Below are 20,219 nucleotides of genomic sequence, written 5' to 3'. Positions count from 1 at the left end.
TAGTCTATAAAGTATTTGAATGAAGTGTCGAAAAAAGCCTAATTTCTCTACAATACATTGAGAATTTAGGCTTTTTAATAAGACAATTAAGATTCATAAACAATGAGTAATTTATATATTAGACTTATCTGTTAAAGCAGAAATAATCCTGTTTACTAAGTCTTCTGGCATCCATTCATGGTTCGTATCATTCGTTTCATTTGGTCCTAAAGAATCAATGAACTTTTTAAACTTTGGAAATAAAACAATAGAAGTGATCCAATGTATTGTATGATTTATAGAGAAGAAATGAAATACTCCTTGTTTTTCGCCCTCCTGCAATATTTCTTTTAACTGTTCAAAACTACCTATAAAATACGGTTTAATCTTTTCTAATCTTGCACTTTCCTTAATAATCTCCTCATATGCCAATGTGCCAATTTCAGGATTTTCTTTTATATGTGTAGTAAAGACTGCTAAATATTCTCTTAGAGCATTAATAGGATTAAATTGATTCTTCTCAAGAAAATTAGGTAACTCATTAGCAAGGCCATATTTCTTAAACACTTCATAATACAGGTTTTCTTTCCCATTAAAATAGTATGAAGCCATAGCGACATTTACTTTCGCTTCTTTTGCAATTTCTTGTATGCTCGTACCTTCGTAACCACGCTCTCCAAATTTTTTCTTAGCAGCCTTCAAAATATTTTCCATCGTCTGCTCTCGAGATTTCCCCATTTCACACACCTCAAATAATATATATTTCACTTCAAAAATCCCATAAGGACTTTGAATAGAGTATCTTTTTAATGAAATTTAATTATATATTTAAAGTAGTAACTTAACAACCGATGAAATCTTAATTACTTTAAACAATTCGCCACACAACGTACGCCTCAAAAAGAAACATCTCCTGAGTCTCTCCTGCCCTATATCACCATACAAAGAATTCTTTTAAAAGTGAAATAAAAATAAACACCCTACTTAAAACAATATCTCCCTGCGTGGCATGAATAGCTTTTAAATACCTCACGCTCTTTTCTAATTGCGTATCAGAATAAAATAAATAATAAGGGCCAGAGTTTATCTATCTTTACAGATAAACTCTGGCCCTTTCATTTGCAATTCATTTACTGATTAGATTTGTTTAATCTCAATATAAGGGCCTTTGATGTTTAATTTGTTAATGTCATTCGAAATATTACCTACAGTTGTTTTTTCATTAAACGTATAGATCTTTTCACCATTCACAAAGATACCCCAATTTTTATCCTCGTAACTAATACCATAACCAGCATTGCTAGATGTCGCTTTAAGTTGGTTTCCATTCATTGAAAAAGATAATTTCCCTTTTCCTTTGTTAAGTTGGTTATTCACATTTTTGATACTACTTATTTGTTCTTCAAGGGCTTTTTGGTTATCAAGAGTAACTTGATGGTTTTTCCAGTCTAATTTATAGTTGTTTGTAAAGAACTCATTATATGTATCTTTATTATTTGTTCCCCACCATTTCGAACTTACCCATTCGATATTGTACTGATCTGATATTCTACGATTTGTTATTTTTAAATCAGATGTAGATTCTGTTTTATCTGCAGTAATAACTGCTACTACATTAGGAGAAAAACCATATCCTGTTAAAGCTGGTACTGTATCTTTTGAAACAAAATTATTCGTTCCTTCATTATAACTACGTGATTTCATAAATAGTTGATTACCATAGAAAGTATTAAATGAATCACGATTATAAATTCCCCACTCCGGATAATTAAATGATTGGAATCCTACTTTCCAATTTAATTTTTTATCTGTGTGAGTCTCTAATACCGTTTTATAGTCTACTTGATCGTAAGATACACTTTCTTTCCAAGCAAAGCTACCTGTAATACTCGCATCGGCATTTGGCCCTTTATCATTTACCCCAACTTTCACACTTCCGCCAAGTGTATACCCTACTTCAGAAGTAACCTTTGCTGAAGTCATTGTATTCACTGGGGCAGCTTTATGAAATTGAGCACTATCACCACTTGTTATTTCTGCTTCCGTATGATACGCCGATGGCCATTTTAAACCTGCGTTATAGTATCCGCCATTAATTGTATATTTCGCATCTATATTACTACCATCAGTGGTAACAATTGCAATCTTTTTATCTGCGTAAGGATCCTCAATAAAAGAAACCTTTATTGAATTTTTAATATTCTGCTTCATGTCATAAGTAGTTTTAAAACTATTATAGACTTTTCCACCATTTTGAAGATTTTCTACAGTTCCTTTAGAATCTGCAAATGCAGACGTTGCTTGTAAACCAAGTGATCCAGACATAATAACGGACGCTACCGCAACACTTTTAGCTATTCCATTTGCTTTTTTCATACAGACAGCCACTCCTTTTTAAACATTTAAAAGATATAAACGTATTATTTTTAGCTCTCAATACTAGAGATAGATTCATAACGTTACAATGTAGAAATGTATTAATCTTTATGACAATAACTATCAACACTTATTTTGCTAATTTCTATCTCTTTTTACTGATAACTATTATCAATATTATTAAAACACAGAATAACGATTTAAACAAGGGTTTTAAATATGCATTTAAAATCCTTGTTTAAAAAAGTGCAAAAAAATTATAGAATTCTTTATTTCGAGAATTACTATATATTCATTTACCTATTGCAACCTATATTCAGATACATTATTCCCCTTCCATTCATAATAATCTAAAATCCCCTCGTAAATGGCTTCTGCTGCAATCTGTCTTCCATTTTCTGTAGATAACTTACTGTAATCAATACCATTATCTATAAAAGCAAGTTCCGTTAACACAGCTGGCATGTCATTTTCTCTTATAACATGAAGATCTCCATGTTTAACACCTCTATCACGTGTTTGAAGTGCGTCTACTAATCGTTCTTGAATTTTTTCAGCTAAAACACGACTTTCTTCCACATGAGGATTTGTTTTTTCAGATTTAGAAGATTTATAGTAATATGTTTCTGTCCCTTTTGCATTACCGTTAAAAGCATTTGCATGAATGCTTATAAAGATATCACCCTGATTTTGCTTAGCAAACTTAACACGTTCCTGTAAAGAGCTTTTTTGATCATGTCCAGGTCTAGTATCAGATTCACGAGTTAGTAAAACTGTAAATGGAGTATGTTTTTCAAGCAATTGTTGAAGACGTAAAGAAGTATCTAGTACAATCTTACTTTCAGGTAACCCCTTTGTGTTTTTTCCAGGATCTTCGCCGCCATGTCCGGGGTCAATAATAATTGCTTTATTTTCTAAAGGATTACTTTGACTATATTGAAGCATATCTGTTTTTGCGGTTAGTTGTGCAGCTTCAGCACGTGTTATAAATCTATTTGGTTGCCAACCATTATCTGTACCAACTGAAATTTTTAAATCAATTAAGATATTTGCGAACTTTTCACCCCAATGTCCCTTTAAATCTTCAAATTTACTTTGTCCATTGTTAGTGCTTTTATTTTGTAGTTTATATGCATTCACTAGCATAGTAGCCATAGCAGCACGAGTAACTTTTCCAGAAGGGTTAAATATTCCATTTCCTTCACCTTTAATTATTCCTGCCTTTTCAGCTGCGGCAATATAGGGAGTTCCCCAGTGGTTTTGTGAATCTTTAAAAGATGGTTTTGCATTTAAATCAATGTGTATACCAAGAGCCTTTGTCATAATGGTTGCCGCAGAAGCTCTATCTAATGTGTCATTTGAACCAAAAGTTCCATCTGGATAACCATTCAATACTTGCTTATCAACTAAATAAGTAACGGATTTGTCAGCCCATGCAGGAACATCTGGGAATTTATGAGTATCTGCAAAAATACTAGAAGAATAAGATAGTAGACTTCCAGCAAGAATTCCTGTAGCAATTAATTTGTTCTTCAAAATTTAGCACCTCTAAAAATTTATTACAAGTTAGTAAATATATCATTGATAGTTAATCTTTACATAATACTCCTTAGAATAAAGCATAGATTAAGTTGGTATTAACACTATATTACAAATGAATAATTTAAAATCGAACTATTATTCCGAAAAGAATCTTCAGACATACACTTATAGATTGAAACTATTCAATATATTCACCAACATTGTGTAACTAGTATAGTTACTTATATATATGAGTGTCAATTGAAATAACCTTACAGTTTTGTAAGGTAACAAACTTAATAATTTATTAAGTAATTATTAAACAATGTAAATAATTATCTTTTATTTTAAGCACACTCCTTCTAAATTATTATTGATGCCTATTTCCAGCCTTAATGCACATCTTAAAAAGAGCACTTTTGAAAAGTACTCTTTTTACTTTGCACGCCACTGATTCTATTAGAAAACTTTTTACGAATTATGAACCTACAAACCTAGAATTCCTACAATCTGACGAGCCTTAGCATTATCAATATAATAATGCATCTCTAATCCACGTCTTTCTGCACGGAGCACGGTTCCCCTTAATTTTGATAGATGCTGTGAAACAGTGGATTGCGGGAGCCTTAATATTTCTGTCAACTGTGTAACATTACACAGTTTATGATGCATTAATTCATTTACAATTTTTAATCGAACGGGATGTGCCATTCTCTTTAATACATCTACATCTTCCTCTCGGATTTTAGCTAGATCTCTATTAGATATTAATGTTGTCATTTCGCATTCCCCTTTATTATTAATTTCTATTTTCCAATTATCCTTATAAGTAGTACTTATAGCTATTTATCATTTGTCCTGTTGAGAAAATATATTCTCGTTCTTAAACAAAAAAAGACATCAATCCTATAAACAGTTTTTACTGTTCCAATGAATTGATGCCCTCTAATTTTTAGCCAAACTATATTTTGTTTTAAAAGGATTATTTTATAACTTTGAATGAGACTTAACATTCTTCGTTGCATAAAAAGTAATACTTTTCTCCCTTACTTAAAGTACAAATTAAAATCTTGATTCCCCTTACACATATTGTAAAATCCAAAAGAAATGTTTCTTCATTTTATCTTATACAGACAGATATATTATGTATTTCTTAACAGCAATAAACGTAGCTAAATCCCCTATAATAGTATCTCTAGCTGGTAACTGTCATACCTTTTTAAAATATCACTATCTTTAATAATAGATCCTTTTAACTTTCCTCAATTAAAATATGCTTTTTATTTCATTTTCTGTTTAACCTCAATGATATGTAAACCTCTTTTAATCTATTAATCTCCTACTAAACTTCCCCATGTAGAGATAAAGGAGACTTCTCGTTCAAATAATAAATTATGCAATATTGCATTTGATAATCATTTTCAATGTAACTATAATGATTACAGGATCGCTTTTAATCCAAATATTCTATGTGGAGGTTTTATTATGTTTAAAAAAATCATTGTATCTTCTATGGCGCTTACTATGTTTGGTGGGGCTGCAACTATGCTAGAAACACCTACCGCTCAAGCGGCTTCTTATAACTCAACATCCTCTTCTTACTTTGATGTCACTCCTGAAGAAGCGGCTATTTTTTATCAATCTCAGGACTATAAAAAATTAAAAGCCTTTATGGATGACTTTGAAGCTAGAAATCCTTATGTTCCTGGTGGAGGCTACGCTCAAGGTAGTGTTCGTATGCAAAAATTCAATGACGCTCTTAGAGATGCTAAATTAACAAATGTATACCAAGAATTTATTAGAATTTCGTACTACAATCATTATCCAGAACCAAAATAATCTAAACAAATAAAATGCTTATTACTTTAACTTAGCCTAATTTTAAATGTATAGCCTAAAACTAGAAAAACCACTTATATAAGTGGTTTTTCTAGTTTCTTATGTAATTTAACTGAATTTCAAGTCACCTTCACTTTAAGATTCTCAAAATCGACATCCTCGTTTTTACTTTTATGTGTAATTCTCATTTCAATATAGTTTCTTTCCAGTAAGTAAAGACTAAATTAACTTATAAAAAAGGCGTTTTAAATTTAATTCATAGATCTTACTGCAACTTGGAATTGTCCCTTAGAACCATCATCATTTGAAACGTAAATACTATACGTTCCAATTGGTAATGGAGATAGAGCATTCCGTACATTTGTAACATTAATTTGTTGTTCTCCAGGTTTTATATAACCACCAACAATTAGCTCCATATTTGGACCTTTTACACTATATCCCATTGTATTTTGACCATTATTTTTCATAAAGAAGCTTAAATTTTCACTCCCACTATATACAAAAGAAGTTATAGCCTCTCCACTATAATCCATTGTTTGAGTTAATAATATGTCTGTAGGAATATGTTCAACAAAATGAATTGTATCATTCATTTTGTTTACTTCTTCAGCATAAGTATTATTTCCTAACACACCAAGTGTTAATGCTGAAATGACTCCACAACCAAGCACTAGTTTATTAAACTTCATTTTAAGTTCCCCCTTGATGTTTGTATTCTATTACCATCATACATTCTTTTGTAAGTGCGTTTTTATGTAATAATTCATATCTTTAAACCTATATATCTTAAATTTATACCTTAATGGTTATTAAGAAACTGACATAGATAAGTCTACAGTATTATGCTTCAAAAAAAAGAACATGTAAATTTCAAAGCCTTTTCCCCACAAGAATTCATACAATTAAGTACCAAGACACTCAAATAAATAGTGTTTCCATTTTAGATAAAATATACTAATAAAAAGTTTTAAAATTTTCACTTTGTAATTTGATATATTCCATGTTAATATAACGAAGGCTATAAAACAAAGGTCACCACATATATTATCTTCACAGAATATTCACACTTAAAAAACATTATTTTATCAGTAACTCAATTCAAATTTCACCTATACAAAAATCAATTTCTAGTTTCATAGATATAAATATCTAAGTAGATTTTTTTATCTATTATTTTTTCTAACTTCCTTATCAATTTTAATACGAATAATATGATAGTACTTTTTCAAGTGCCCTTCCTTTTTTAGATAGAAAGTTTACTGATACTAAACATCTAAGTTTAACTCATACATAATCCTATATACAAACTATCGGAGATGCAAAACTATGGGAATTTCTACTCTTTTATTAAATACCTTTATAATAATAATTTGTATCCTTAGCTACCATGTATTTTGGTTAGAATTTAAAGAAAAAATAACATGTAATCATATATTGATTTCTATCCTTTCCTCCGTTGCTATTATTTTTTGCATGACGTTTCCTTTTCATTTACATGCTGGATTTATTTATGATTTACGTTTTATTCCTATCATATTAGTTTTTCTATACGGAAATACAAAAAACATTGTTTTTATAGGAATTTTATATCTTTCTTATCGATTTTACTTAGGCGGAAATGGCGTTCTTCCATCATTTATTATCTTTACTATTATTTCTGTTATAACAATGTTCTTTCGTTACGTATTACCTAAGTATGTTAAAGAAAAAAAACTATTATTAAGCTTGCTTCTTATTTTAGTATGTACAACTTCACTTTCTATCTGCGGTTTTGTAACTCAAATAAATACAGGTGGTAGAATAGACTCTACTCTCATAGAATTTTTATTAAATTATATAATCATTAATATTTTCACAGTATTATTATCAGTTTATTTAATAGAGGGAATGATTGAGAAATATAAAATGAAAGAAAAGCTGCAACGGGCTGAAAAATTTTATATAGCTAGCGAACTAGCCGCGTCCATTGCACACGAAATTCATAATCCACTAACCACAGTACATGGATTCACTCAATTGTTAAATGAAAAACATGCCTCTAAGCTACCTCAGAATCAGTACTTAGAAATCATGTTAATTGAAATGCAGCAAATACAATCCACTATTAATAACTATTTATCCTTAACAAAACCACAGAACACCCTAAATGAGAAAATAGATATTAATCATATTTTAAATCAAGTGAAAGACACTATTTCACCACTCGCTCTATCATATAAAGTTGAAATAAAACAAAATAGTACAGATTCCTTTTATATAAATGGAGACCCCGAAAAATTCAGAATCTGTCTAAACAACATCATACAAAACGGAATTGAAGCCATGATAAATGGTGGCGTATTACAAATAAATATACAGAAAATAAAAGGGAATATTATAATCGATATTATTGATTCAGGGATTGGAATGTCCTCTCAACAAATAAAACGAATTGCCTTGCCATTCTATTCAACAACAGAAAAAGGGACTGGACTTGGCACTATGATTGCTTATAGCATTATTAAAGAATTAAACGGAGATATAGAGATAGAGAGTGAATTAGGTAAAGGAACACGTTTTTCTATTAGTATCCCCTGCTAATATGACGGAATGATTTAAATGATAAAATTTTCACTACTTAACTTATTAAATAAATTTAAAAAATCCCGCTACTCGACTCATTAGTCATCTTGATTTCGCGAATGAATTAAAAGTAATAAGGACCAAAGTTTATCTATTTTTACGGATAAACTTTGGTCCTTTAATTAAATCAAACATACTTGAATTTTATTACTTTGCTCACATCTCTATGAAATAATAATTTATAGATTGTACCTCATTTACTGATTAGATCTGCTTAACTTCAAGATAAGCTCTCTTACTACTTGATTTCTTCATATCATTAGATACTTCCCTACAGTTATTTTTTCATTTAAAGTACAAATTTTTTTAATACGCATAACGATACTCCAGTATTTATTTTTGTACCTGATATCGTTACCTGCATTACTAAATATAAGCTTAAATTGATTTCCATTCATTGAAAGACTATTTCTCTTTTACTATTTCACTTCTACCGTATAATTCCCTGTTCCCCCGCCATACTGATACACATGTAAATAATATTTTCCTGGATACGTGTAGTAACTTCCTACTAACTTATTCCCTTCTTGCTGTGCATACGTAACATAATTATTTAAATCTGCTTCAGAATAAAGAACCCAGTTTACTCCAATATTATTTTCCTTCGTTACATTAATTTGAAGGTTTTTCGCCGTTTCCACATTTATTTCAAAGAAGTCACTCGTATCACCATTTCCTAAACTAGCACGTAAAACTTGATTTAATTGTAGTTTATTTGCTGTTTGGAATGAATTATTTGGCTCTTTTTCTGCGCTGTTATCTTCTTTCTTTTGAACCGTTACATTCGTTGTAACAGTATTCGTTAATCCTTTATCATCTGTTACTGTTAATTTCGCTGTATATGTTCCTTCTTTTGTATACACGTGAGTTGGATTTTGTTCATTACTTACAGTACCGTCACCAAACTCCCATTTATAAGAAACAATTTTCCCATCTTCATCTTTTGATCCATCGCTTTTAAATGAAATTGCTTCATTTACATTTCCGCTATATGGACCGTTTATAACCGCAACTGGCGCTTTATTCACAGCGCCTTCTTCTGTATTAATACCATGGAATACAACATCATACTCAAATTGTCCTGATGCATTCACACGATAATTCACGAAGTACGCTGTTACTGTTTTATAGCCTGTCCATTCTTTTGCACTTAACCGTTTTAACGTATCATTTACGTTTTGTGTAATTGATTTCCAGTCTTCATATTCTCCTTTTGCAGTCGTACCTGTATATGTTCCTTGTAGTGTAAATGTATGAAAGAACTGTGATTTGTTTTTCTTAACCGATACATTACTTAATTTTGCTTCTGCTGTAATTTCTGCTGCAATATCTGAAACTGGTTTCGGTGCGTGCGTCGCTAAATAATCATCTGATACTAATGGAACATTATATTTCTCACGGTTATCTACTAACATTTGCATATAGTCTTGATACTCTTTATTTAAATTCGCATCTTTACTTAAAGCAGAGCGGTATGCATCATATGCTGTTACATCATTTTTTCTAATAAGATCATGAATTTTGTCAAACATATCATATCTCTTATTGTACATGTACGATTGTAAAGCGAAGGAATAATTATAGAAATCCCACGTTCCATACTTTGCATTTAACGTTCTCTCTGCTGTATAACGTTCTGCTGGATTTGAAGATATTCCCCCTATAATGCTCTTTCTCGGTACAACATTATCTGTTCTCGTTGCACCTGCAAAAAACTCCGCATTTCCTTCTTCAAACCAAGATAATCTCTCATTCTCATACATCTTCCCTTGTCCCCAAAGTCCTGGCACTTCATATCTACCTTGTAAGTAATGTGTGAACTCATGTCGGAACAGTTCTTCTAAACTATAAATACTTTCTTCTGGCGTACGTTCATAAGTAAAGAACGTACCTGTTCCTTCTATATAAAGACCGCCGTTATTCGTTTCATACCCGTACAATTGACGGTTAAATTGATATTCAGCTGGACTATTATAAATAACCATCGTTAATACATCATCAGGATTGCCTTTTTCTAAGGGCTGATCACTTTCAACCGTACGATGGAATTGTGCCTTCACTTCTTTTGCCGCCCAATATAGACGTTTTACTTTTTCTTCTGTCACCTTATCTCCAGCTTTTAACACAATTGCTCCATCATCGAACGTATACGTTTTCGGCAAATATTTTTTCTTTCCATCTTCTCGTATTTGATCTAAATTCACAACATTTCCATTTGCATCTTTCCCGCCATAATTCGTCGCAATTTGCTCAGCAGCTACGAAATATTGCTCTCCTAAATACGGATACATTTTCATTGCGTCCGTTACAACTTGTAATCCTTTCGTCCCTGTACTATGGAATGTACCAAGTCTACCTGTATAATAAATACCATTGTTAATTAACCATCCATTCTTCTCTGTCACCGTTCCAATTAAGGCAAAACGACTTAATTCATTAATATAGCTATCAATTTTTTGATACCATATTGTATCTTTCGGTGCTTTTCTCGTATCGTACAAATACGATTGAATGTCGTAATCCACACCTTGCATAATATCGTAAATCGCATTTCCAGCTGAAAGATTGTCTACCCACGCAGAAAAATTATCGTTATATTGTTTAAAAATCTTTGCAGCTGCTGTTATCGTTTCCACATCACTTGAAGCATTCCCTATTAATTTCCCATATGATGAGACAACTCTATTTTGTTCTAACGTACCGAGTTTGAAATTCGGGTTATTCGCAATCGTTTGTAGTGCAGGTAAGCATTTATCATGATAGCTCCGCTCATTTAGTTTACTTAATTCTGTATGATAAAACCCTAAATAAAATCCTGATCGTAATACCTCTACTAAAGTCTCAATCCCTTTGGAATCATCCTTCGTATAAGCCCCGCCTTGCTGCTTCAATTTATCAATAATCGCCTGCATCCTACTATCGTTTTGATAGAATGCAAGACTATCCTTATTAAACTGAAATAGCCCAGTAATTTGCTCCCAATCAATTGTTACAAGTAAGTCCACTAACTGCTGATTGCTCAATTGATTTAATTCAGCAATTGTATACGTTTTCGCTACAGCTAATTGCTTACTTTCCTTTTTCACTTCAGGCGGTCTTTGTGACAAATCAGCAAATTGTAGCCTTTTCTCAAAAGACTTATTTTCCAACACTTTTGATGAATGAGCTAATTCTTGCACTGGTAATTGTAAACCAATCGGCTCCATTTTGAGCACATTCCGATATGAAACTTGCTCTCCCTTTGTACCTTCTGCCAATGCGTCCCCTTGAAAACTCCCTAACATTAAACTAGCAAAACTTACCCCTACTAACACTTTTTTTGAATAGCCTTTCATGCTCTCCCCTACCTTACATTTTTTAGTGTACCGCACCATTATTTTACTATTTTTACTTTTTATACTGTATTGAGAAAAAATAAGGTAACGTTCACACATGTATCCATACCATGCAAAATTAACACTTGACTTTATGTGCGTTTTATATCAAAAGAAGATAGATAATAGCGAGTTTCCTGCTACATCTATCCTCGTTTTTAACGCTATAATTTTAACTTTATAAACGTAACTTCTGGTAATGTTTGCATATGCTGAATAAACGCATTCTTTTCTTCTGACGATATATTTTTCAGCTGCATCCCTACCTTATAAACTATTTCTGCATCCTTTTGTAAAGCTTCCACTTCATATGAAAGTATTGGAATACCTTTCACTTGTAGCGTTTCTACTATTTGTTGTACCGCTTCATGTTTATTTATATGTATTTGCACCGTTATGTTTTGAGGAAATAAAAATTGCACCTTAAAAATACGGCTTACAATCTCTAAACCAATTAAAACGAGAATCGTCGCGCCAATTCCTACTACATACATGCCAGCCCCAATTGCTAATCCAATTCCTGCTGTGGCCCATAAACCAGCCGCTGTCGTTAATCCTTTCACCGCCTGCTTTTGAATAATAATTGTACCTGCCCCTAAAAAACCTACTCCACTAACAACTTGCGCTGCAATACGACTCGGATCTAGCGCCATATGATCTTCATTCATAATATCTGAAAAAGCATATTTCGAAACGACCATTATTAAAGCACTTCCTACCGCTACTAGGAAATGTGTTTTTAAGCCCGCTTCTTTTGATCGAATTTCCCTTTCAATACCGATTATTGCTCCTAACAAACCAGCAACACCGATTCGTATAATGAAATCAATATTTACACTCACGAGCCCTTCCCCCTTTCATTCATTATAGATAGATAAAATAAAAATTATCACACACATCCATTTATCGATATGAAGGAATTTTACTAAAATACACTTAATACCTAGGCCGTTTTATGTTAATATTTTAAATATTAACATAAAATAAACAATCAATAGATTTAAACCTCCACTCATTTTCTTTAAAAACTAAAGTCGAATGAAATGATGTTGAGAAAATCAAGAAAACGTTTTCAATTTGTGTCGTAATTTTTTTATACATACTACATAAATAAAGGAGCTTATTAACAATGAACGTCTCTTTACTTACACCTACTACCGATTTACAAGAAGAATACTTAGATTTTTATAACGAATGGAAAGATAGCGGTGAAACGATGATTCCGTGGGTTATTACAAAGGATCCTTCTAACTTCCCCGCTATGGTACAAGAATTACTCGATGCACATAATGGAATAAATCTTCCTGACTCTTTGGTACCAGATTCTACGTATTGGCTCGTTACAGATCATAATAGGATCGTAGGAGCTGTTAATATACGTCATAGTTTAACCGAACATTTATTTAACGCTGGCGGTCATATCGGTTATGGCATTCGTCCTTCTGAAAGAAGAAAAGGTTACGCTACGAAATTACTAGCATTATCACTGGAAAAAGCGAAGCAATTAAACATCACAAAAGCACTGATCGTTTGCGATGAAGTAAATACTGCTTCAGAAAAAACAATTTTACATAACGGCGGGCTTCGTGATGAGGATTTCATTGAGGAAGATGGGAATGTAGTAAGACGTTTTTGGATTGAGCTATGATAAAGTCCTCCAATGAAAATAATCTTGTTATAGAGAAGTATAGTAAAAATAATGAGCTACAAGTAAAACAACTTATTGATTTATACAATGAAGAATCGTACGTATTTCACTTATTACGAGATAATAAAACAAAATGTGCGTATATTGCCTACTATAAAAAAGATGTAGTAGGCATCTTTTTCACCTGGGGCAGTAACTTCCATCCATACTGCACATACTTTCGAATATATACGAATCCTTTCTATGCAGAGCTACACATTGAAGAATTTTTATTAAACGAGATTCAAAAGCGAGAAAACTTTAAACTCCCATTACAAACTTGGCAAGAGATGATTTTAGCTGATGACGTACTACTAGATGGGAGCTTTCTCATTATAGATGAAGAGCATCAAATTATGGCATACTCTTTCCTCCATACATCAGAAAAGGATAATACGGTAGAACTAGGATGGTGCGGAACTCACACGAAAGACGATTTATCCTTACTGAAACTGCTCGTTTTCGAACAATTTATGTATGCAAATAAACATGGCTATTCTTTCATTCAAGGTGAATTCGATTCAACAAGTATATATGCAATGGAGATATTAAAATCCGTTCCTTTCAATCCTTGTGCTACCTGGATTACGTATCAAAAAGAAATCGGAAGGTAATTATATACCTTCCGACTTCTTTTATGCTGTTTCTATTTCAAACTGTACTGTAATAACCCTTATCGCATTTTATGTACTTCAGCAACTAACTTTCCGCCCTGAATGCCCATATAAAGTTTCACAGGTGCATCATTCGTGTTTTCAAACACTAAATCTAAGTATGGATATGCAATTGTAGCATCTCTTCCTTGTGGAACGTAACCTACCGTTTTAGAATGTGTTGTTCTCTCTACCATTTTCAAACCAGCTTGATCTGCTGCATTGTATAATGTTGATGATGTTTGACAAACGCCACCGCCATATCCATCTACTAACTTACCATCTACAATTTCTTTTCCTAATTGATATCCTTTATCCGGTGTTGTATCACCAATTAATGCATTGAAAGAGAAACTGTCCCCTTTCGCTAATACAACTCCATTTATACTCGCTGCTGACAAACGAATATTTTCAATACGTCCACCTGTTGAGCCACCTAAATTCGTTTCATATCTACCAATTACCGTACCACTTCCTTGCGCATCACTTAATGTAGCGGTAGGTTTTTTCTCAACAATAGGTAATTGATAGGAAGAATCCCACATACCTACGTTTAATAATTTATTTACTAATTCTTTTTCCATTAATTCATAAGAAGGTTTTCCTTCTTGCCAACTTCCATCAGGTCCTAGACGTGAAGGGACCATCTTTTTGTCAACATTTTTTCCAACTTCCCTAGCAACCTTCTCAACTGATTTTTTAAATTTCGCTTCATCTTCAAAATAACCTAGACTCGACAAATCTAGCTTTTTCACTTCCGTACCTGTACGACCATCTACTAAACTAATAGAATCCTGTACTTCTGCTTTAGCCTCTACCGTGTGGCCACCAATATCACTTACTAATGCAACATCACTTACTTTTGTACCACAGCCACTCACTACAGCTACACATAAAACCCCAACTAATATACCCTTTACTTTACGGAACAATATACTCTCCCCTTTTCCCCAATACTACTCTTATGTATTATTTCATTTTTATGTATGTTTTGTTACAATCATTTTACAATATATTTATAAATTGTTACAAGTTATTTTTTACTCTATATAAATTACTCTTTTCTTTTCCAAATGTCTATATATATTTACATAAAAGTTTGAGTTTGATAGAATTGTAACCTTTACGTAACCCCTACCTATTATCCAGTATATACCATAAAACGAACGAAATACAAATGTAAAACTCCATATTCGTATTTATAAAAAAAACATCCTGTGAACATAAATAGGTATTTGCCGTGCCACACTCCGCTTTTACACATACATTATGGTGAATTAACCTATTTTAAAGAAATGGAGGATGTTTTTATGTACCCCTACAATCCATACGATCCATATAACCAAACTGGTTATCAACCTCAATATGATTTACAAGCACAATACCAACAATATATAGATCCAGTAGAACAAGTTAATCCATATGATCAAACTCGACAATTCCAACTTCCAATCTCTTTTCCTGGTGCTGGAAACCGTCAATTAGAAAGACGAGTAAATGAGCTTGAACAAAGAGTACGTCAATTAGAAAACACGGTTGAACGTCATACACGTAGATTAAACCGCTTAAACCAACGTTTACGTACAGTAGAAAACAGACTGAACATTCCATTTTCAGCATTAGAAGACGGATTTTAATTTCGGAAATAAAAAATATATGAAGGAAGGGGGGCTTCCCCTTCCTTATATAAATTGACGAAAGTTTTTTCCATCTCTATACTGATAAGAGTTAATGAAATGAAACAAGGTGATAAATATGGATTTTGAAATAAATTATCTTTCCTTTTATGTTGTACAAGTAGAAGGAAAAGGTGAAGCTGTTGATAAACGCTACAAACATTTTCAAACATTAGACGCTGAAGAGTATGAAGATAGCTCCTTAAAAGAATTTTTGAATGGAGAATTATTAAAAATTTCAAAGCGAAAAGTAGAACGTCATGCGAAAACAGAACAAGCTCCGACAAAGATCGGTCGCTTTATTGTAGAAGAAGGGCACGAACTTGACTCAAACCCTCATTACAACTTATTTAATCGCATCCGCTTTGCAGAAACGAAGGAAAACTTCAAAGATATGAGCGAACCTCTCGTTTATACATATCTTGACACAAGTGCTGTGCGCGGTGGTGTATTTTTAATTGCGCAAGCAAAACTACGCAAATACTTTGATGATCCATTCGTCTTCGTTATGAAATGTGACTTCGAGCCAAAAGTCGCTTCTATTTCCGATGAATCCACACTAATTCGTAACGTTGAGATGGCCATCACAACAAAAAATATGAAATCTATCCAATATCCGTACATGCCCGAAGAAGGTATGGTCGAAGTGGGCGAGCTAAAAATTCACCAAGCATCACACGCCCGTTACTTTGAAGACTTCTTAAAATTCGTCGAATACGAACGCTCTATGCCTGAAATTATGAAAACACAAGTAATGGACATGGTATACGACCAAATTGAAGATGTATTTGAAGAAGGTACGGAAGAACGCGAACAATTCGACCAAGCAATGGAAGTATGGGCTGCCAGTCCGAAACGTGAAATTATGGAACAATTTTCAACCGAAGAAGTAATGGAGGCTACCGCTCAAATCGTCGAGCATGCGCCTGAAGTGGAATTAAAGCTAAAAGCAGACCATATCTCTGTAAAGGCCCTACTTGCTGATTTCGGGGATCAAATACATATCGCAAAGGTAAATGACCGATACGTATTAATGATTGAGGCTGATACACTTACATTTGAGAAAGGCTTCTCTCCTATTGAGTTTCTGAAGCCAGATGAATTGCAAGATGTGATTGAGCGGATTGAGAATAAGCAGCAGTATTCTTATGATCCGAACGGGATTGAATAAACCATTCTATATCCCTATTTTTACGGAGCACTACTAACAAACGATCTTTTATTTGGGACATATTTGAAAGTTATGTAAAAAACCGATTCTACTAAGAATCGGTTTTTCTGCTTTATAACAAAATATGCTTATTTTTAATCCAAAAGGACATTTGTCACAGGATTCAGTAGATTTGTTTTTTGTTGTACAAGTGTATTTCCATTAGAGTAGTCACTATGTATATTAGTAAAATGAAATTTTCACTTTACTACCTCAAACTTATTGTACTCGTAAAAAGATAACTGAAAACGATATTCCGGATGCTCTCTCACCCAATCGTAAGCTTCTTCTAAAATATCCATTTTGTTTTGCAAGTCATGCAATTCACTACATTCGTTCCTTTTCTGTTTGCATAGCGGACAGAATCCATTCACTATTTCAATACTCGTCGCCCTAATCGTTTTACTTTCTAAATCAACTACTAAACGAAGAAGAAAAGAATGCTCTTCTTTTGTAGTCACCGTCATTTCAGCAATCCCATCCTCATTCCAAAAGACTCCGTTTAATTCCATCTGTACGTTGACGTCTTTAATATCTAAGTCTATCACTATCACACCCACCTTGTCTAAAACTCTTATCTTACTCTTCTATTTTAATCTTTAACACACCACGACTTAAAGAGATATTAAGCTTTTTCCAATTCTTCTTCTTTGCTATGAAAGGAAGTGTAATTACCGCTAATAGCGTGGTAAATATTATCCCAAAAACTAAAACTGTTACAATGTTAAAGATTGCTTCCATTCAACTTTACCCTCTTTCATTTCTATGGGCTCTAATTTTATGAATATATTAAAAAATTTCTTACCACACCTTAAATTTCAAAGTAGCACAACAAATCAATTCCTATTTATATGAATACTTTATTCATCCATCAATACAATGACAGTAAATTTATGTAACTAGAAATAGAGAAGAATGTCATTTAACCTCTGCATTCTTCTCCATCTCAGCCAAATACCTAATCTGCCTTTCCGCTTTTCTAACCGCTGTACGAAAATGTTTTTTCAGAAGTTCTATTGTAGGTTCACTTATATAATATCTTTCCGTTATACTTTCCCACGTGTCACTACTTTCAAATGTACTCCAAACGAAAGGACGCTCAGTATTTTTTCTCATTTCTTTAAATACCCATTTTCGCATCTTTTTTTTCGCTTTTTCTGTTAGTTTTCCGTTCTCTACAAGTTCAAGTTCGCCATGTCTTTTATACCTTTTAGTAATATCTCTCTCGCTATATGCTTTAAGAAGTATGTTCGCTGTATTCTCAGCATCCGCTAAAGCTCGGTGCTGCTTCCCTTCCCATATTAAACCGAGCTGTTCTACTGCAGATTGTAAACTTGGTGTATGCTCAAACAATTCTTCATACGCTTGAAAAACAAATTTTTGTAAATCAATTCTTCTTTCTTTTTGCATACAAGGGCATTCTACACTATGTAACGTACAATCATGAGATAGAAATCGATAATCTTCTTTTCCCCATGTAACAAATATAGAATCTTCTCCGATAAACTGAATAAATTTTTCTATAATTTGCGGGAATTTCTCGACACCAATTAAATCTTTCTTTGTAATTCCCGTTAATTTTGTCGTATGACGAGTAAGTCGTGCCCCCGGTTTTACTAACTCCGAAAATTCTCCAATTACCTTCATTGTACTTGCTTCTATTTTTACAGCTCCGATATCAACTATCTCTGACGGATCTTCTGATTTATATGGCCTAAAATTTCTCTCTATATCAAACACAATAAAATGTGTAGCGTTTTCCAATTTATTTACCTCTTTCTACATTCCTTTTCACACATATACTTTATTTTCAGTATTTATTTATTCATACACTTTATGCATGTAATACTTCGTCTAACAAACGAAAATTCAATCTCATTATGCTATGTACATAGGAGGTTATTCAATAAAAATGCAAAAAAAAAGAAGGGCAAGCCCTTCTTTTCTCCACAATTACTTCTTGTTAACGTTTGTAGCTTGAGGTCCACGGTTACCTTGTTCTACTTCGAAAGTAACTTCTTGACCTTCTTCTAAAGTTTTGAAACCTTCGCCTTGGATAGCTGAGAAATGAACGAATACGTCTTCTCCGCCTTCAACTTCGATGAATCCGAAACCTTTTTCTGAGTTAAACCATTTTACTTTACCGTTTTGCATGTAAAAAATCCTCCTACAATGTACCTATATGTACATATTCATTTTCAACCACTTTACAAAAATAAGTCAGACATTAAAAAAACTGCAACTCTGAGGAGATTTAACATTGCTATCCTCCTCGGAAGTTACAGCTCATTTAAATCTCTATATTATTAAAAGTAAAATGGTTTAAATATAATATATCATATCAATATAATAAAAGCAAAGTTTTTTTGCTATACAACTTTTTTCTTCCACTGCATCGCTTTTGATTCACCTGATCCAGCTACAAAATAGGCTTCTTTTTGGTTCACAATGCGCCAGCCATGCCCTTTAACTGAATCACATACTGTTACAATTCCTTCTTCTAAAAGTACACGACAAACAGTACTAATCCCAGCCTTATTTTGCGTTGACGTTGTATATAACACATGTTGATCTACACTTAAGTCTAAATAGCTACTTGCTTTTTGCTCGCTTTGGCATGTGTGCCAATATATTTTTTCACTCTCAATACTTTCTTCTATTTTACAAAAAGAAATATTCCCACTAATCCCTTTGCACGATCCACTGGCTGCTACTAAATACGAGTTGTGTAAAGTCAACGCTGAGATCATCTGATTCATCACGATTTTAATCCTCTTTAATTTACGTGTCTCCAAATTAAAGAGCCAAACACCACCATATTTAGCATGTATTTTCGTACCGATAAATAAGTAATGTTTATATAAAAACAACGATCGAATAGATGGTGCCCCGCTACCATACTCAAGAAATGGATGAATGGTTTCCCATGTCGAACCAAAATCATTAGAATGATACAACGTTTTATCTCCATGAGCAATGACAGTTCCTTCTATATTACTACACACATTCCAACTCGTTGCCTTTGTTGGAAAACGTTGAACCGTCCAATTCTCTCCACCATTCATACTACGAATAAAAATTCCTTCGTCACCTACACCATACACTACATTATCTTCGCTATGTAAATCCCTAATTCGTTTTTGAAAACCATTTAAAATTTGTTTCCATTCTCCGTCTTGTTCAATAAATAAGCCATTATATGTAGTAGCTAACATAAGCTTTCCATCTCTTAACTTTGTAATAGCGGTCGCACTTAACATTGTCTCCACGTTGACACTC

General features: G+C 32.9%; 19 protein-coding genes. 6 read left to right on the top strand and 13 right to left on the bottom strand.

The window, feature by feature from the left end; translation table 11 throughout:
- Nucleotides 1-111: 111 nt before the first annotated feature.
- The 4 genes from hlyIIR to MR070_RS14835 form a co-directional block, all read right to left on the bottom strand.
- Complete coding sequence (hlyIIR, locus tag MR070_RS14850) at nucleotides 112-717, bottom strand: hemolysin II regulator HlyIIR (protein WP_000520489.1); 606 nt, start codon at nucleotides 715-717, stop codon at nucleotides 112-114.
- A 399-nt stretch (nucleotides 718-1,116) separates the two neighbouring features.
- Entirely contained in the window at nucleotides 1,117-2,355 is a 1,239-nt protein-coding gene (hlyII, locus tag MR070_RS14845) for a hemolysin II HlyII (protein ID WP_000710125.1), read from the bottom strand.
- Nucleotides 2,356-2,655: 300 nt separating this feature from the next.
- Nucleotides 2,656-3,891 (bottom strand): N-acetylmuramoyl-L-alanine amidase, encoded by a 1,236-nt coding sequence (locus MR070_RS14840; protein WP_000791592.1) that lies wholly within the window; start codon nucleotides 3,889-3,891, stop codon nucleotides 2,656-2,658.
- A 471-nt stretch (nucleotides 3,892-4,362) separates the two neighbouring features.
- The gene (locus MR070_RS14835; RefSeq protein WP_000209269.1) at nucleotides 4,363-4,656 is read right to left on the bottom strand and encodes an ArsR/SmtB family transcription factor; all 294 of its coding nucleotides are present in this window, start codon (nucleotides 4,654-4,656) and stop codon (nucleotides 4,363-4,365) included.
- Between the two features lie 705 nt (nucleotides 4,657-5,361).
- Between MR070_RS14835 and MR070_RS14830 the strand changes: the two genes are divergently transcribed.
- Nucleotides 5,362-5,715, top strand: a complete 354-nt coding sequence (locus MR070_RS14830) for a hypothetical protein (RefSeq protein ID WP_000473487.1) — start codon at nucleotides 5,362-5,364, stop codon at nucleotides 5,713-5,715.
- A gap of 251 nt (nucleotides 5,716-5,966) precedes the next feature.
- On the opposite strand, the gene MR070_RS14825 is transcribed toward MR070_RS14830, so the two are convergent.
- Nucleotides 5,967-6,407, bottom strand: a complete 441-nt coding sequence (locus MR070_RS14825) for a hypothetical protein (RefSeq protein ID WP_000671235.1) — start codon at nucleotides 6,405-6,407, stop codon at nucleotides 5,967-5,969.
- A 637-nt stretch (nucleotides 6,408-7,044) separates the two neighbouring features.
- Between MR070_RS14825 and MR070_RS14820 the strand changes: the two genes are divergently transcribed.
- A complete protein-coding gene (locus MR070_RS14820) occupies nucleotides 7,045-8,298 on the top strand; it encodes an ATP-binding protein (RefSeq protein WP_000513011.1) in 1,254 nt (417 codons plus the stop codon).
- 461 nt (nucleotides 8,299-8,759) lie between these two features.
- Here the strand turns inward: MR070_RS14820 and colA are convergent, their stop codons facing one another.
- Together colA and MR070_RS14810 are read right to left on the bottom strand one after the other, a co-directional pair.
- Nucleotides 8,760-11,675 (bottom strand): collagenase ColA, encoded by a 2,916-nt coding sequence (gene colA, locus MR070_RS14815; RefSeq protein ID WP_242261540.1) that lies wholly within the window; start codon nucleotides 11,673-11,675, stop codon nucleotides 8,760-8,762.
- 203 nt (nucleotides 11,676-11,878) lie between these two features.
- Nucleotides 11,879-12,556: an MgtC/SapB family protein gene (locus MR070_RS14810; protein WP_000115698.1), complete on the bottom strand. Its 678-nt coding sequence runs from the start codon at nucleotides 12,554-12,556 to the stop codon at nucleotides 11,879-11,881.
- Nucleotides 12,557-12,843: 287 nt separating this feature from the next.
- Here MR070_RS14810 and MR070_RS14805 point away from each other — a divergent pair, with 287 nt between their 5' ends.
- Both MR070_RS14805 and MR070_RS14800 read left to right on the top strand, forming a co-directional pair.
- Complete coding sequence (locus MR070_RS14805; protein WP_242261539.1) at nucleotides 12,844-13,362, top strand: GNAT family N-acetyltransferase; 519 nt, start codon at nucleotides 12,844-12,846, stop codon at nucleotides 13,360-13,362.
- The gene (locus MR070_RS14800) at nucleotides 13,359-14,015 is read left to right on the top strand and encodes a hypothetical protein (RefSeq protein WP_000597692.1); all 657 of its coding nucleotides are present in this window, start codon (nucleotides 13,359-13,361) and stop codon (nucleotides 14,013-14,015) included. Before MR070_RS14805 ends, MR070_RS14800 begins: the two co-directional genes overlap by 4 nt.
- Before the next feature lie 59 nt (nucleotides 14,016-14,074).
- On the opposite strand, the gene MR070_RS14795 is transcribed toward MR070_RS14800, so the two are convergent.
- Entirely contained in the window at nucleotides 14,075-14,986 is a 912-nt protein-coding gene (locus tag MR070_RS14795) for a VanW family protein (RefSeq protein ID WP_000488987.1), read from the bottom strand.
- Nucleotides 14,987-15,349: 363 nt separating this feature from the next.
- Here MR070_RS14795 and MR070_RS14790 point away from each other — a divergent pair, with 363 nt between their 5' ends.
- Together MR070_RS14790 and MR070_RS14785 are read left to right on the top strand one after the other, a co-directional pair.
- Nucleotides 15,350-15,691: a hypothetical protein gene (locus MR070_RS14790; RefSeq protein ID WP_001997954.1), complete on the top strand. Its 342-nt coding sequence runs from the start codon at nucleotides 15,350-15,352 to the stop codon at nucleotides 15,689-15,691.
- 118 nt (nucleotides 15,692-15,809) lie between these two features.
- Nucleotides 15,810-16,901, top strand: a complete 1,092-nt coding sequence (locus MR070_RS14785) for a DUF3900 domain-containing protein (RefSeq protein WP_000345047.1) — start codon at nucleotides 15,810-15,812, stop codon at nucleotides 16,899-16,901.
- 239 nt (nucleotides 16,902-17,140) lie between these two features.
- On the opposite strand, the gene MR070_RS14780 is transcribed toward MR070_RS14785, so the two are convergent.
- The 5 genes from MR070_RS14780 to MR070_RS14760 form a co-directional block, all read right to left on the bottom strand.
- On the bottom strand, nucleotides 17,141-17,488 hold the full coding sequence (locus MR070_RS14780) for a hypothetical protein (protein WP_000566103.1): 348 nt from the start codon (nucleotides 17,486-17,488) through the stop codon (nucleotides 17,141-17,143).
- Between the two features lie 31 nt (nucleotides 17,489-17,519).
- Complete coding sequence (locus MR070_RS14775; protein WP_000387290.1) at nucleotides 17,520-17,681, bottom strand: hypothetical protein; 162 nt, start codon at nucleotides 17,679-17,681, stop codon at nucleotides 17,520-17,522.
- Between the two features lie 177 nt (nucleotides 17,682-17,858).
- A complete protein-coding gene (locus MR070_RS14770) occupies nucleotides 17,859-18,704 on the bottom strand; it encodes an exonuclease (RefSeq protein WP_242261538.1) in 846 nt (281 codons plus the stop codon).
- A 189-nt stretch (nucleotides 18,705-18,893) separates the two neighbouring features.
- Complete coding sequence (cspB, locus tag MR070_RS14765) at nucleotides 18,894-19,094, bottom strand: cold shock-like protein CspB (protein WP_001179150.1); 201 nt, start codon at nucleotides 19,092-19,094, stop codon at nucleotides 18,894-18,896.
- Between the two features lie 215 nt (nucleotides 19,095-19,309).
- On the bottom strand, nucleotides 19,310-20,209 hold the full coding sequence (locus MR070_RS14760) for a WD40/YVTN/BNR-like repeat-containing protein (RefSeq protein ID WP_139896338.1): 900 nt from the start codon (nucleotides 20,207-20,209) through the stop codon (nucleotides 19,310-19,312).
- Nucleotides 20,210-20,219 lie beyond the last annotated feature (10 nt).

Source organism: Bacillus cereus group sp. BfR-BA-01453, from assembly GCF_022662915.1.
Lineage (GTDB): Bacteria > Bacillota > Bacilli > Bacillales > Bacillaceae_G > Bacillus_A > Bacillus_A paranthracis.
This window is presented reverse-complemented; position numbering and strand designations above follow the sequence as displayed.